The 15,136-nt window shown below is 37.8% G+C and carries 11 protein-coding genes; 6 read left to right on the plus strand and 5 right to left on the minus strand.

What is annotated here, in order from left to right; genetic code table 11:
• The 4 genes from FFM71_RS11750 (at position 1) to FFM71_RS11765 (ending at position 3,268) form a co-directional block, all read left to right on the plus strand.
• Positions 1-318: a PTS fructose transporter subunit IIB gene (locus FFM71_RS11750; protein WP_137612345.1), complete on the plus strand. Its 318-nt coding sequence runs from the start codon at positions 1-3 to the stop codon at positions 316-318.
• Between the two features lie 65 nt (positions 319-383).
• Positions 384-1,478, plus strand: coding sequence for a PTS fructose transporter subunit IIC (locus FFM71_RS11755; RefSeq protein WP_137612346.1), 1,095 nt, complete (start codon positions 384-386; stop codon positions 1,476-1,478).
• An 18-nt stretch (positions 1,479-1,496) separates the two neighbouring features.
• The gene (locus FFM71_RS11760) at positions 1,497-2,351 is read left to right on the plus strand and encodes a class II fructose-bisphosphate aldolase (RefSeq protein ID WP_137612347.1); all 855 of its coding nucleotides are present in this window, start codon (positions 1,497-1,499) and stop codon (positions 2,349-2,351) included.
• A 23-nt stretch (positions 2,352-2,374) separates the two neighbouring features.
• Positions 2,375-3,268, plus strand: a complete 894-nt coding sequence (locus FFM71_RS11765; protein WP_137612348.1) for a ketose-bisphosphate aldolase — start codon at positions 2,375-2,377, stop codon at positions 3,266-3,268.
• A gap of 95 nt (positions 3,269-3,363) precedes the next feature.
• On the opposite strand, the gene FFM71_RS11770 is transcribed toward FFM71_RS11765, so the two are convergent.
• The 4 genes from FFM71_RS11770 to FFM71_RS11785 all read right to left on the minus strand — a co-directional run bounded on the left by FFM71_RS11770 (position 3,364) and on the right by FFM71_RS11785 (position 7,110).
• On the minus strand, positions 3,364-3,840 hold the full coding sequence (locus FFM71_RS11770) for a nucleoside deaminase (RefSeq protein ID WP_137612349.1): 477 nt from the start codon (positions 3,838-3,840) through the stop codon (positions 3,364-3,366).
• A gap of 671 nt (positions 3,841-4,511) precedes the next feature.
• The gene (locus FFM71_RS11775; RefSeq protein WP_137612350.1) at positions 4,512-6,128 is read right to left on the minus strand and encodes a putative polysaccharide biosynthesis protein; all 1,617 of its coding nucleotides are present in this window, start codon (positions 6,126-6,128) and stop codon (positions 4,512-4,514) included.
• Between the two features lie 155 nt (positions 6,129-6,283).
• A complete protein-coding gene (locus tag FFM71_RS11780) occupies positions 6,284-6,655 on the minus strand; it encodes a DUF1304 domain-containing protein (protein WP_137612351.1) in 372 nt (123 codons plus the stop codon).
• Positions 6,656-6,798: 143 nt separating this feature from the next.
• Positions 6,799-7,110 (minus strand): nucleoside triphosphate pyrophosphohydrolase, encoded by a 312-nt coding sequence (locus tag FFM71_RS11785; RefSeq protein ID WP_137612352.1) that lies wholly within the window; start codon positions 7,108-7,110, stop codon positions 6,799-6,801.
• A gap of 256 nt (positions 7,111-7,366) precedes the next feature.
• Here FFM71_RS11785 and FFM71_RS11790 point away from each other — a divergent pair, with 256 nt between their 5' ends.
• On the plus strand, positions 7,367-7,612 hold the full coding sequence (locus FFM71_RS11790; RefSeq protein ID WP_137612353.1) for a hypothetical protein: 246 nt from the start codon (positions 7,367-7,369) through the stop codon (positions 7,610-7,612).
• A 130-nt stretch (positions 7,613-7,742) separates the two neighbouring features.
• A complete protein-coding gene (guaB, locus tag FFM71_RS11795) occupies positions 7,743-9,221 on the plus strand; it encodes an IMP dehydrogenase (protein ID WP_137612354.1) in 1,479 nt (492 codons plus the stop codon).
• A gap of 292 nt (positions 9,222-9,513) precedes the next feature.
• On the opposite strand, the gene FFM71_RS11800 is transcribed toward guaB, so the two are convergent.
• On the minus strand, positions 9,514-14,904 hold the full coding sequence (locus FFM71_RS11800; RefSeq protein ID WP_373278806.1) for an SLAP domain-containing protein: 5,391 nt from the start codon (positions 14,902-14,904) through the stop codon (positions 9,514-9,516).
• Positions 14,905-15,136 lie beyond the last annotated feature (232 nt).

Consider the following 15,136-nt stretch of genomic DNA (forward strand, 5'->3'; position numbering starts at 1 on the left):
ATGAAAATCGTCGGTGTAGCAGCATGTACATCCGGTATTGCACACACGTACATTGCTCGTGAAAAGGTCATGAAGGCAGCACAAAAATTAGGCTATGAGATCCATATGGAAACACAAGGAACGATTGGTACCGAAAACGAATTAACTCCAGAACAAATAAAGGAAGCCGATTTTGTCTTACTAGTAGTTGATATCAAAATTGGTGGGAAGGATAGATTTAAAGGCAAAAAAGTTGTCGAAGTACCTACAAATACGGCTATTAAGGCTCCTACCAAATTAATTGAAGCTGTTGTTACAAAGTTACATGCCACAGCATAATTGAAGATTCAGAACTGAAGATAAGTTATTGATTCGTGCTTAATATACATACAAGGAGAGAAGTTATGTTAAAGAAATTACAGTTAAAAAAGCATGCGATGACGGCAATTTCTTACATGTTACCTTTAGTTGTTGCAGCTGGTTTATTAATTGCGATAGGAAATCTAACAGGTGGGAAAGTAATAACAGATTTTAAGGGAGGCTATACACTTCCATCTGCCCTAACTACATTAGGTGTTTGGGGTATGGGATTGTTAGCTCCGGTTATTTCAGCAGCAATTGCTTATTCAATTGCTGATAGACCAGGTATAGCTCCTGGATTACCTAGCGGTATTATTTCGTACAATATTGGAGCCGGTTTCTTAGGTGGAATGCTTGGTGGTTTTATAACTGGTTGGGTAGTACTTGCACTAGTTAAATATATTAAAGTTCCAAAATGGGCTGAAGGTCTCAAACCAATGATGATTATTCCGTTACTTTCATCTTTGATAATGGGTATATTGATGTTCTTCATTGTTGGACAACCGATAGTCTGGCTAACAAATGGATTAACCTCATTTTTGAATGGGATGCAAGGTTCAGCAAGATTTGTCTTTGGAATGATTTTGGGTGGTATGGCCGCCTTTGATTTCGGTGGTCCGGTAAATAAAGTTGCTTCATTATTCGCTGATGGTCTTTTATTACAAGGAGTTCAAGAACCGGAAGCAGTTAAAATTTTAGCATCAATGGTTCCACCATTTGGAGTAACGATTTCTTGGGTACTTTCAAAGATATTCCATCACAAGATTTACTCCAAGGAAGAGGAAGATAACATCAAAGTAGCATTCCCAATGGGTATTGTCATGATTACTGAAGGTGTTATTCCAATTGCGGCAGTTGATTTGATCAGATTAGTTGTTTCATGTAGTTTTGGCGCTGCCATTGGTGGTGGTTTATCAATGATGTGGGGAATTAAGAGCCCAGTTCCATCAGGCGGTTTGTTCATAGTACCCGCGATGAATCGACCGTTATTATTCTTAGTCGCGCTGTTGATAGGATCAGTGATTACTGGATTGATATTGTTTGCTTGGAAGAAGGAACCAGTAGAGGATGACGGATTAGAAAAAGATATGGAAGCTGAAGAAGAGGATATTGATATCGGCGATATCAACATTACTTAAGGGGGTGAAGTAAAACCAATGTTTGTTTCAATGACGGAAATGTTAGATAAAGCTAATCGTGAAAATTATGCCGTAATGGCAATTAATTGTTTCAATTTAGAAAGCGCTTACGCAACGATATCGGCAGCAGAAGAGTTACATGCGCCGATTATCATCGATTTACTAATGGAGCATCTTCAGAAACATGTTCCTAAAGAATATGTTTTACCACCAATTATCAAAATGGCAAAAAATGCGAGCGTTGATGTTGCAGTAAACTTGGATCACGGAAAATCGGAAGCTTATGTTCGAGACAGTATTTTGGATGGATTTTCAAGTGTAATGATGGATGCATCAGAACATAGCTTTGAAGAGAATATTCAAATAACTAATGAAATTGTTGAGTTGGCCTCGAAATTTGGAACAAGTGTCGAAGCAGAAATTGGCAATATGGGGGCAGTAGCTGGAGATCACTTTACGCAGTCTGATATGTACACTGATCCTGAAAAAGCAATTGAATTTATGCAACGAACAGATGTAACGGCGTTAGCAATTTCGTTTGGATCTAGTCACGGAATCATGCCAAAAGATTTTGTACCCGTATTTGATTTCAACATTATTAAAAAGATTAAGGCGGGCACACATAAACCCTTAGTTCTTCATGGTGGGTCTGGATGTGGCAAAGAAAATATCCAAAAGGCCATTCAATGTGGAATTAATAAGGTGAATGTTGGTTCGGATGTTATGAAAGCACAGGCTGACTCAGTATTTAAATCACAACAAGAAGATAGAAATATTGAGTATGTTGATTTAATGAGAAATACTCTCGAACCAGCCAAAGAAATGGTCAAGTATTATATCGAATTATCTGGATCAGTAAACAAAGCAGAATAAAAAATAAAAAGGAAGTATTAATTATGTTATTAAATATGAATCAAATGTTGTCAGTTGCCAAGGAAAATCATTTTGCAGTAGGAGCCTATAATGTTTCTAATTCTGAGCTTTTAAAAGCAGCTGTAGAACAATGTGAAGCTGATAATGCACCTGGTATCATCGCAGTTCACCCTACAGAAATGGCATATGCTAAAGATGATTTCTTCGCTTATGTACTGCAACGTATTAAGAACAGTAAAGTACCATTTGTTCTACACTTGGATCACGGTGATACGATCAATAACGTCGCTCGTGCAATTCATAATGGATTCAGTTCTGTTATGATTGATGGTTCACTTGCTACTTGGGAAGATAACGTTGCTATTACTAAGAAAACCGTTGATATGTGCCACTTGGTTGGCGTTACGGTCGAAGGTGAATTAGGAACAATCGGTCAAACTGGTAACCATATTAAAGAACATTTGCAAAACGGTATTTACACTCAACCAGAAGATGCTAAGAAATTCGTTGAGGAAACAGGTGTTGATACACTAGCCGTTGGTATTGGTACAGCTCACGGAATTTATCCATCAGATGTTACACCAAAAATTCGTATTGATATTTTGAAAGACATTATGGCAGTAGTTGATAATCCGTTGGTATTACATGGTGGTTCATCAAATCCGGATGATCAAATTGCCGAAGCAGTTAAAACTGGTATTTCAAAAATTAATATTTCTTCAGATTATAAACATGCATTCTTTGTTCAAGCTAGAAAAGTTTTAGCAGAAGATGATGGGTGGGATCCTAACAACTTGTTCCCATCATGTATCGATGCAGCTAAAGAAGTGGTTCACCATAAGAATGATTTGTTCGGCTCAGTTGATAAGGCCAGTCTATACGATGGTATGGATCCTTGGAGAAGTGAATTCCTTTAAAATTAAAACATTATTTTTCCGCTTAAACAAAAGAGACACTGTAATCCAAAATCGGATTACAGTGTCTCTTTACATTAATGTTCGAAAATTGAACTTTAGTAAATAGTCCGTTCAGAGTCCTTTTGAAAACTGTTAAATGCTCTAATAGTGGTGTCACGGTCGTGCTGTTCTAGATTAAGGACAGTCTTATCTGAAAAGCCAGCTTCCATGAATTTATAAATATCATCATCACGAAAACCAATATTTTTAGCATCTTCAGCCGTGTTGCCATAGTAACAAGTTTTGATGTTCGACCAAATAATTGCACCGAGACACATTGGACAAGGGTAAGCATTCGTATACAATTCACAGCCAGATAGATCATGTGTGCCTAGTTTTTGACAGGCTTTCCGAATAGTGTAAATTTCACCGTGGGCTGTGGGATCATCGCTGGATAAAACATGGTTTCTACCTTGAGCAATAACCATGCCGTCTTTAACAATTACAGTTCCAAATGGACCACCAACATCGGTATCAATATTTTTTTGAGCTTCATTGGCGGCCAGTTCCATAAACTTCTTTTCATATGCCATTAAATAAACACCCCCTAATTTATGATTATTATAATTCATTTTTATAAATTATGAGGATATGACAAAATATGTGGATTAAAAAATTATTCATTCAAGAGTGGGACTATTGGAACTTTTTACAACTCCCTTATTTGAATAATTTTCTAGTAGAAAAATCTGTAATTATGAATATAAGGCAGGAAAAAGCAAAAATAGAAAAGAAATTAGTGAAGAGTTCCATAAGAATCAATAATAATGAAGCCATACACAAAAAAATTAAATATATCCAATTACCTACCTGCTTGTATAATTTTTTTCTTAAATATCCGATGGTGGGAGAGTATTTTAGTGACCAAATAATTAATACCGAAATTAATAGAATAAACTTATGCATTTTTCTATTACTCCATACATTATTTGTCACCTAACGGTGACAGTTACAAAGTAACAAATTAATGTAAACCTTAAATATAATTAATGTAATTTTTTTGTAAATACCAAATGTTAATAAATAGAAGAACTACATTGCAAGAATATCTAAAATATCGATATCATTAAATTTGCAGCATAAATGTCTGATAAAACATAACTTTTTTTGCTGAAAACAAATATGGACTGTAATCCAAAATCAGATTACAGTCCATATTTGCCTTAATGCTCGAAAGTTGACCATGTTTTGTCACACTCTCGAATTAATAAATTTTAGTATCGCGAATGTCTTTCAAAATCTTCAACGAGCCATCTTTATAACTGAGGAATCCGTAAACGGCAACCCCAATCAATCCACAGATGATAATAACGATTGTTGCGCCAATCTTAGTTGCGTCAGAGATAACTTTGACCACTAAGAAGTCAGCTACAGCAACTACTACTAACATGATTAGGCCATCAACTAGGATGCGAAGTAATTTTTTACTCAGGGCCTTATCGACAACTTGGAATTGTTTGTTGATCAATCTAAATGCAAAATGTCCCATGACCATGAAGGCAATTGTTGAGGCTACCAGTGGACCATAGACGCCCATAGCCAACGTTAATGGCAATTGTAGAACAATCTTAAGTAGGTAGGCAATTGCCAGGTAGATGAGTGATTTTTTGACGTGGTGTGAAACTTGCAAAATGTTTTCCAAAATCATGAAGACACAGTAGAAGAATGCTTCAAGACAGGAAACCATTAGAACCTTAGAACCGAGGATACTTTGGTCGTAGAAAACAAAGACGGTCCATAATTGGCGACTGATGGCAATCATACCAAAGGTTGCGGGTAAAATAATGAACATTGTGAATTGCACGATATTTTGCATTAACTTTTGAATTTCTTTAGGTCCGACTTTACGACTGATCATCGCTGAAAGTGCTGGGATAACCGAGGCTGATACTGAAATTGCGAGTGAAACTAGAATCATGATCAATTTGTTAGCTTGGAATCCAAACATAGCATAGAGATCATCAATTGTTCGTTGACTAGCGTGCAAAATCAATTCGTAGATCCACGTGAAAGTTGTTTGATCGAATAATTGCAAAACGGTCATGATGGTATCAACTAATAAGAAAGGAATCGCTGAACGAAGCATTGAATTAAAATTAATATCAGGAATGTTTTCGTCCGTTGGTATATCAGTTGTTGTTTTGATATCTGTAACGGTAACAGAACGGCGAACTTTGACACGAATCCATAGCAAGAATAAATAAGCGAGCGTTGCACCAATGAATGAGGCCAAAGTCGATTGGTTAACAGCCGTCATATAGTTACCTTTTTGAAGAATCATAATTGTATAAGTTGCGTAAAGCATGTAAGCAACACGAGCAATTTGTTCGATAACTTGTGAGAAAGCCGAGTAAGAAATAAACGCATAACCTTGGATGTAACCACGTAAAATACCGAGGGCAGGGATGATCAACATTGCCACACTCAAGTATTTAATTGGCGTTACAACACGCATATCGCCGGCAGCTAGAACGATAGCTACATATTTTGCCCCGAAGAACATAATAAAGGCCAAAACAACACCGACTAGCGACATGTAAATTGTGTATTTTTTAAAGAGCTTTTCACTTTGATCGAAACGTCCTAAGGCATTGTGGGCGGCAACTTCTTTGGAAATGGCAGAAGGAATACCTGCGGTCGCAATGATCAAGAAGAGATTGTAGATGTTATAGACTTTACCATAGAGAGCATTCGCAGCCCCAACAGCAACAGGCCCAATCCAGATGTTCCATGGAATGATGTAGACAACTGACAGGATTCGGGAAAGAATTCCACTTAGCGAGATCCAGAGGGAACTTTTTAATAATGAATCTTTTTTCATTTTGTTTTCCATTCTTTATAAAATTACTTATATATTATAGAAGGTATTGAAAAATTGTCCCTGGAAGCTGGGTTTTCATTACTTTATAATATTTAAACCATTCCTTTGAGGGACCGGTTTAGGTATGTTTGAAATTAGAGTGATACTGGAATTGATTATTTATAAAAAATTGCTACAAAAATTAAGGCAACTAAAGCTGGTAATCCTTGAACAAAAAGGATTTTTCTAGTAGCTGTAAGGCCACCGTAAATTGCTACGATGATAATGTAGATCATCATCATGATCAAGATCATTTTTAATGTTGATCCGGTGAAAAATAAAATCATCATTAAAATTAGAACACCAAGCATTCCATTATAAATGCCTTGGTTTGATAAGGCGGTGTGTGCTTCTTTTGTTTTTAAAAAGTTAACGGGCATATCGAAGGCATTAGCTTGAATATCTGGTTTGGAAAACATCTCTAGACCGGCAATACCAATGTGTTCTAAGGCAACTAAGGCCACTAAAAATAAAGTTAAGATTTGCATTGTAATCTTCTTTCTACTAAAAGTATAAGTACCATAATAAACTGTTTTTAATTGTTGTACAAACAAGCTTTGGTGGTTGAACCCTCCAGGTAAATATTTCTCAGCTCTGGAGTCGTAAAAAAAAGAAGAATCATAACATTGTTTTACGATTCTTCATCAGGCTTTATCATAACAAATTTTTGCGCGAATTTACCCTTTTGATTGATTTTTGCTTGGCGAAGACTATCCATTTCTTCATATGTGATTGAAGCATCTTCCAATATGGCACGGATGACTTCCTCCAGATCCCCTAATTCTTCGACAAGATTGGCGCGCGTTTCGGCCTTTTTAACTTCCTTAGCTTCCTCGGTAACCTTGTCCCGAAGCGATATTCGATAGTCCTCGTTGGAGAGAACTTCAAATTTCGCAGCATCGGAAATAATATCGGGTATTTTGTCTCGAACTAACTTTTTCATATATGTAGCCCCCTAAAACGTTTGTAGGGAAATCTTACCATGAAGATAAAAAAGAACCAAATCAAAATGGACAAGCACACAATTTGATAACAATAATAGTAGCGTGATATGATTTATTTAAATAAATTTATAAAAAGTGTTGATGCTTATGAATCTATCAAATTTGATTTTTACGGAATTCTTTGGTGGGCTCCTCTTGCTGATTATAATAGGTATAATTATTACTTTATTCGTAAATGATTTTATTCGTAGGAGGATGATCCAAGCCTGTGAGAATGTTTTAACAGATAAAGATATAATTGCCAAAATCTCAGTCGATACAGCGACTGCTGATTATTTAGAGCGGAATCATAACGATAGCTTGTATCGAATTGATGAACTTATTTCCAAAGAGAATGACATCATCAGATATAAATTATGTTTAAAAAAACGTAGTTTTGATTTTTATTTGAGAAAACAAAAATTATTGAAATATAAAGTTATAGCGATAAAAATGTATTAATGGACTTGTCTTTTAGCGGATGAGTCCTTTTTATTTCACAAACTTTCATTGACTAACACAAAAAAATTAGATACCATGTTTATAAATTTTACCCACTAATAGGTAAAGATAAAATCTTAGGAGGAATATCATGTCGGCATGGGATACAAAATTTGATAAAAAGGGATTCACTTTTGATGATGTTTTATTAATACCAGCAGAGAGTCACGTTTTACCAAATGAAGTAGATTTATCAGTTCAATTAGCTAAGAATATTAAACTAAACACTCCAATTTTGAGTGCAAGTATGGATACTGTTACCGAAGCACCAATGGCCATTGCAATGGCTCGTCAAGGTGGATTAGGTGTTATTCACAAGAATATGAGTATTGAACAACAAGCTGACGAGGTTTCAAAAGTTAAGCGTTCTGAAAATGGGGTTATCATCGACCCAATTTACTTAACAGCTGACGATAAAGTTAGTGAAGCAGAAAAATTGATGAGTACTTATCGTATTAGTGGTGTTCCCATCGTTACGAATACAACTGATTTAAAGTTGGTTGGTATTATTACGAACCGTGACCTACGTTTTATTACTGATTATTCAGTTAAAATTGGTACTGTAATGACAAGTGAGGACTTGATCACAGCACCAGTTGGTACATCAATTAAAGAAGCTGAACAAATTCTCCAAGAACATAAAATTGAAAAATTACCTTTGATCGATGAAAACGGTCGCCTTGGCGGTTTAGTTACAATCAAAGATATTGAAAAAGTTAAAGAATTTCCCAATGCTGCAAAAGACAAATATGGTCGTCTATTAGTTGCCGCAGCAGTTGGTGTTACAAGTGATACTTTTGAACGTGCTGAAGCATTATTAAAAGCCGGAGCTGACGCAATTATCATTGATACAGCCCATGGTCATTCAGCAGGAGTCCTTAGAAAAATTACTGAAATCAGAGAAAGATTCCCTGAAGCAACTTTAATTGCTGGTAATGTCGCTACAGCTGAAGGTACTAGAGCGCTTTATGATGCCGGAGTTGATGTCGTTAAAGTTGGTATAGGACCTGGTTCAATTTGTACAACCAGAATCGTTGCTGGAGTCGGAGTACCTCAACTAACTGCCGTCTATGATGCTGCTAGTGTTGCTCATGAGTACGGTAAGACAATTATTGCTGATGGTGGTATTAAGTATTCAGGTGACATCGTAAAGGCTCTAGCAGGTGGTGGTAACGCCGTTATGCTTGGCTCAATGTTGGCAGGTACAGACGAAGCCCCTGGCGATTTTGAAATTTATCAAGGCCGTCGTTTCAAGACATACCGTGGAATGGGAAGTTTAGCAGCCATGTCACATGGTTCATCAGATCGTTACTTCCAAAGTGGCGTTAACGAAGCTAACAAACTAGTTCCTGAAGGTATTGAAGGCCGAGTTGCTGCCAAAGGTGCCGTTGGCGATGTAATTTATCAATTGCTTGGTGGATTACGTTCAGGAATGGGCTATGTTGGAGCACATAATTTAACAGAATTACAAGATGCACAGTTTATTCAAATTTCAAATGCTGGCTTGAGAGAATCACATCCACATGACGTTACTATTACTAAAGAAGCACCTAATTATTCAGTAAAATAGAGAGCGGAACAAGGGCGTTCAGCTCCCGAGCATTTTCGTAACTAAGTGAATTGCACGCTGTTCTTGCGGGCGATTTACTTAGTTATGAAAAGCGGAAGGAGTTGCCCTTGTGTAGCTCGTTTTAGAGCCACCGCCAATATAAGAACCAAAAAAGCTTCGATTGAACATTTACGCAAATGTAAAGTTCAATCGGAGCTTTTTGTTTTTGAATGGAAAATGAAGGGTGAAAACTTTAATCTTTGATGGATTAATCATTATTGATACATAAAACTATCCCAAGCATTAAATCAAATTAATGATTAACATCAACATCACTAGCTTTAACAAATTCGTTAGTGGCAACACGATAGTATTTGTCCCCATTGATATAGGTAATGCTATCAGTCTTCCAACTACTATTGCTATTTAATGATCTATTTGTGACGGCAACGCCCTTAGCATCATAAAGAGTTGTGTATTGGTTAGAGTGAGTTGTTACGACCATGCTTACTGGTGAATAAATATAAACATCATCGGCATTAACAAATTCGTTAGTAGCAACACGATAGTACTTAGTGTTGTTGATAACGTAAGTTTCACGATCAGTCATCCAACTGCTGCTGGGAGCAAGTGTTTCATTACTAATAACGATATCTTCAGCTTTGTACAAAGCCTTTTCAGAATCGTTATAAGTTCTGATGTGTAAGTTGAGAGCTTGATATGGATAAGCTTGACTCATCTTAGCCCATTCGTTAGTAGCAACACGATAGTAGCTAACACCGTCAATTGTAACAGTAGCGTCGCTGTACCAGTTTGAGGCTGTTGCTAGGGAGCGATTGGTAATTTGTGACATCTTATTATCAGAACTAAGTTGATAGAGTTCGACGTCTGGTTGGTCAGAATAAGTGGAGATTGTTTGAACCTTTTGTTCAATTACTCCTTCACCAGAATTTACAGTACTTGAACCACCAGATGATTTTCTTGTATATGAAAGATCATCAGCTGATGTGATTGTCTTGGTAACATCATTGGCATCAGTGATAGTCGAAGTTCCATCCGAGTTGTAAGTAACGATTACTGATGGAGCACTGTAACCAGATACTGTAGGAGCTGTAACAGTTACAGGCGCATCACCAAATTTACCTTCAGGAACAGTTAACTCTGAAGTGGTCCCATCAGGGTTATTAACTGTCAATGTTTGAGCAGGGTTTGTAACACCAGTATAGGTAACAGGATTGGTGTCGCTGATAGTAGTCCCGTCTTGAGTGACAGTAGGAGTACCATCAGTACCATAAGAAACATTTACAGTAGTAGGAAGATAACCCTCTTTGGCAGGAACAGTAACAGTAACATCTTTGTCGCCGTATTTACCAGCTGGAATAGCTAATTTAGAAGTAGAACCATCTGGGTTAGTAACATTAACGGAAGATTCAGGGTTTGTAACACCAGTATAAGTAACGGGAGTAGTGTCATTGATAGTAGTTCCGTTTTGAGTAACAGTAGGGGTACCATCAGTACCGTAAGAAACATTTACAGTAGTAGGAAGATAGCCTTCCTTAGCAGGAGCAGTGACCGTGACGTCCTTGTCACCATACTTACCAGCAGGAATAGTTAGCTTAGAAGTAGAGCCATCCGGATTAGTAACGTTAACGGAAGATTCGGCATTAGCTACACCAGTGTAAGTAACAGGAGTAGTGTCATTGATAGTAGTCCCGTTTTCGGTAACTATCGGAGTACCGTCAGTGCCATAAGAAACAGTAACGATAGGAGTGTCATATCCAGTGACAGGATCAGGAGAAACGGTGACATTATTATCACCGTATTTACCAGCAGGGATAGTTAATTTAGAAGTAGAACCATCAGGGTTAGTAACGTTAACGGAAGTTTCAGCGTTAGTAACACCGGTATAAGTAACAGGGGTAGTGTCATTGATAGTAGTCCCATCTTGTGTGACGGTAGGAGTTCCATCAGTACCGTAAGAAACATTCACAGTAGTAGGAAGATAACCCTCTTTAGCAGGGACAGTAACAGTAACATCTTTATCACCATACTTACCAGCAGGGATAGTTAATTTAGAAGTAGAGCCATCAGGGTTAGTAACATTAACGGAAGATTCAGGGTTGGTAACACCAGTATAAGTAACGGGAGTAGTGTCATTGATAGTAGTCCCGTTTTGAGTAACAGTAGGGGTTCCATCAGTACCGTAAGAAACATTCACAGTAGTAGGGAGATAACCTTCTTTAGCAGGGACAGTAACGGTAACGTCTTTATCACCGTACTTACCAGCAGGGATAGTTAACTTAGAAGTAGAACCATCAGGGTTAGTAACATTAACGGAAGATTCAGCATTAGTAACACCGGTATAAGTAACAGGAGTAGTGTCATTGATAGTAGTCCCGTTTTCGGTAACGATAGGAGTCCCATCAGTACCATAAGAAACAGTAACGATAGGAGTGTCGTATCCAGTAATAGGATCAGGAGAAACGGTGACATTCTTATCACCATACTTACCAGCAGGGATAGTTAATTTAGAAGTAGAACCATCAGGGTTAGTAACATTAACAGAAGATTCTGCGTTAGCTACACCAGTGTAGGTAACAGAATTGGTACTATCAATAGTAGTCCCATCTTGAGTTATAGTAGGGGTTCCATCAGTACCGTAAGAAACGTTTACAGTAGTAGGGAGATAACCTTCTTTAGCAGGGACAGTAACGGTAACGTCTTTATCACCGTACTTACCAGCAGGGATAGTTAACTTAGAAGTAGAGCCATCAGGGTTAGTAACGTTAACAGAAGTTTCAGCGTTAGTAACACCAGTATAAGTGACAGGAGTAGTGTCATTGATAGTAGTTCCGTTTTGAGTAACAGTAGGGGTTCCATCAGTGCCATAAGAAACAGTAACGATAGGAGTGTCATATCCAGTGACGGGATCAGGTGAAATGGTAACATCCTTATCACCATAGTTACCAGCAGGGATAGTTAATTTAGAAGTAGAGCCATCAGGGTTAGTAACATTAACAGAAGTTTCAGCGTTAGCTACACCAGTATAAGTAACGGGAGTAGTGTCATTGATAGTAGTCCCGTTTTCGGTAACTATCGGAGTCCCATCAGTACCATAAGAAACAGTGACAATAGGAGTGTCGTATCCTGCAACAGGGTCTGGTGAAACAGTGACATTCTTATCACCATACTTACCAGCAGGGATAGTTAATTTAGAAGTAGAGCCGTCTGGGTTAGTAACGTTAACAGAAGTTTCCGCATTAGTAACGCCAGTATAAGTAACGGGAGTAGTGTCATTGATAGTAGTTCCGTTTTGAGTAATAGTAGGGGTTCCATCAGTGCCATAAGAAACAGTAACGATAGGAGTGACATATCCGGTGATAGCATCAGGAGAAACGGTGACATTCTTATCGCCATACTTACCAGCAGGGATAGTTAATTTAGAAGTAGAGCCGTCTGGGTTATTAACATTGACAGAAGTTTCAGCGTTAGCTACACCCGTATATGTAACGGGAGTAGTGTCATTGATAGTAGTCCCATTTTGAGTAACAGTAGGGGTTCCATCAGTACCGTAAGAAACATTCACAGTAGTAGGAAGATAACCCTCTTTAGCAGGGACAGTAACAGTAACATCTTTATCACCATAGTTACCAGCAGGGATAGTTAATTTAGAAGTAGAACCATCAGGGTTGGTAACATTGACAGAAGTTTCAGCGTTAGTAACACCAGTATAAGTGACAGGAGTAGTGTCATTGATAGTAGTTCCGTTTTCGGTAACGATAGGGGTCCCATCAGTGCCATAAGAAACAGTAACAATAGGAGTGTCATATCCAGTAATAGGATCAGGAGAAACGGTGACATTCTTATCACCATAGTTACCAGCAGGGATAGTTAGCTTAGAAGTAGAACCATCAGGGTTATTAACATTAACAGAAGTTTCAGCGTTAGCTACACCAGTATATGTAACGGGAGTAGTGTCATTGATAGTAGTCCCGTTTTCGGTAACGATAGGAGTCCCATCAGTACCATAAGAAACAGTGACAATAGGAGTGACATATCCAGTGACAGGATCAGGGGAAACGGTGACATCCTTATCACCGTATTTACCAGCAGGGATAGTTAATTTAGAAGTAGAGCCGTCTGGGTTATTAACATTAACAGAAGTTTCAGCGTTAGTAACACCAGTATAAGTGACAGGAGTAGTGTCATTGATAGTAGTCCCGTTTTCGGTAACGATAGGGGTCCCATCAGTGCCATAAGAAACAGTAACGATAGGAGTGACATATCCAGTGACGGGATCAGGTGAAACGGTAACATCCTTATCACCATAGTTACCAGCAGGGATAGTTAATTTAGAAGTAGAACCATCAGGGTTATTAACATTAACAGAAGTTTCAGCGTTAGCTACACCGGTATAAGTAACAGGAGTAGTGTCATTGATAGTAGTCCCGTTTTCGGTAACTATCGGAGTCCCATCAGTACCATAAGAAACAGTAACGATAGGAGTGTCGTATCCAGTGACAGGATCAGGAGAAACGGTGACGTTGTTATCACCATACTTACCAGCAGGGATAGTTAATTTAGAAGTAGAGCCATCAGGGTTAGTAACGTTAACAGAAGTTTCCGCATTAGTAACACCAGTGTAGGTAACAGAATTGGTACTATCAATAGTAGTCCCATCTTGAGTTATAGTAGGGGTACCGTCGGCACCATAAGAAACGTTAACGGAAGGAGTGACATATCCGGTGATAGCATCAGGTGAAACGGTAACATCCTTATCACCATAGTTACCAGCGGGAATGGTCAATTTAGAAGTAGAACCGTCTGGGTTAGTAACGTTGACAGTGGTTTCAGCATTAGCTGCACCAACATACGTTGCAATACCAGGGGCAGTGGCTTGTGTTTGATCAAATGTTACATCAACTGTAGCAGGTGAATCAGATGACCTTGTGTATGTGTTTCCATCTTCAAATTTAAATGTATCAGGGATATTTACAGAACTCGTTTGTCCAACTATACCTTGAGCGACAAATGAGATTTCACCGTGATTTGTGTTGATGGTAATCAAATTAGAAACAGCAGTACCATTAGGTATTTGTGTGGCACTATAAATAAGCTGAATGTCATTTGATACAGCCGTACCAGTATACAAACTACCAATACCACCTGTTGCAGTACCTGAGCTATCAATCATTGGGACACCTAAGAAGTTAAATGTTTTACCTGAATTTTTACCAACAGCGGAAACCCACTGACCACCAGATGTTGAAGTAAGTGCAGTATTAGTACTGAAAGATAAAGATGGACTCAAAGTGATGCTTTGTAAGTTGGTTCCATCAAACATACCTTCGCCGACTGAAGAATCACCTGTATTAGGATGTCCACCAAACGTATTCCAACCTAGATTACTAAGATTTAGACTGGTAATTTTAGCATCGTTTTTAAACATTCCGCTTAGATCAGTAAGATACCAGCCTTGCCAAGCTTTTAGACTATCAAGGTTCGTTAATAATACGTCATTAGCAAAAGCATAGCTTGTATCAGTAAGTTTTTTAAATGATTTACCGGAATCAGTACTTAGAGTAGCGGTAGTCATAGTTTCAAGTTTGGTATCATTTTCAAACATATGGCTGATGTCTGTAACTTCACTCAATGTATTTTGTGTAAAGTCTACACTGGTTAGGTTTGAGTCATTTTTAAACATACCTTGCATATTTGTCGTAGTACTTGTATCGAGCTTGTCCAAACCGTTGATGGTTGGAGGCTGCTGAAAAACTATAGTATTTTTTTAATAAGGATTCATGGAATTCAAAAATGGCACGTTAATTGATGTTTTCAACCAATTAGCGTGCCATTTTTTCTATTATTTACTTATTTTCTTTGCTTTTTTCCTTTAACAATTGTTGGATTCGTTTCATATTCACACAAAAAATCGT

Origin of the sequence: Companilactobacillus huachuanensis, from assembly GCF_005404815.1 — a bacterium.
Lineage (GTDB): Bacteria > Bacillota > Bacilli > Lactobacillales > Lactobacillaceae > Companilactobacillus > Companilactobacillus huachuanensis.

Coding starts and splice junctions, on each gene's coding strand:
- FFM71_RS11750 (WP_137612345.1), top strand. CDS start 1: ATGAAAATCGTCGGTGTAGCAGCATGTACATCCGGTATTGCACACACG.
- FFM71_RS11755 (WP_137612346.1), top strand. CDS start 384: ATGTTAAAGAAATTACAGTTAAAAAAGCATGCGATGACGGCAATTTCT.
- FFM71_RS11760 (WP_137612347.1), top strand. CDS start 1,497: ATGTTTGTTTCAATGACGGAAATGTTAGATAAAGCTAATCGTGAAAAT.
- FFM71_RS11765 (WP_137612348.1), top strand. CDS start 2,375: ATGTTATTAAATATGAATCAAATGTTGTCAGTTGCCAAGGAAAATCAT.
- FFM71_RS11770 (WP_137612349.1), bottom strand. CDS start 3,840: ATGGCATATGAAAAGAAGTTTATGGAACTGGCCGCCAATGAAGCTCAA.
- FFM71_RS11775 (WP_137612350.1), bottom strand. CDS start 6,128: ATGAAAAAAGATTCATTATTAAAAAGTTCCCTCTGGATCTCGCTAAGT.
- FFM71_RS11780 (WP_137612351.1), bottom strand. CDS start 6,655: ATGCAAATCTTAACTTTATTTTTAGTGGCCTTAGTTGCCTTAGAACAC.
- FFM71_RS11785 (WP_137612352.1), bottom strand. CDS start 7,110: ATGAAAAAGTTAGTTCGAGACAAAATACCCGATATTATTTCCGATGCT.
- FFM71_RS11790 (WP_137612353.1), top strand. CDS start 7,367: ATGATCCAAGCCTGTGAGAATGTTTTAACAGATAAAGATATAATTGCC.
- guaB (WP_137612354.1), top strand. CDS start 7,743: ATGTCGGCATGGGATACAAAATTTGATAAAAAGGGATTCACTTTTGAT.
- FFM71_RS11800 (WP_373278806.1), bottom strand. CDS start 14,904: ATGTTTAAAAATGACTCAAACCTAACCAGTGTAGACTTTACACAAAAT.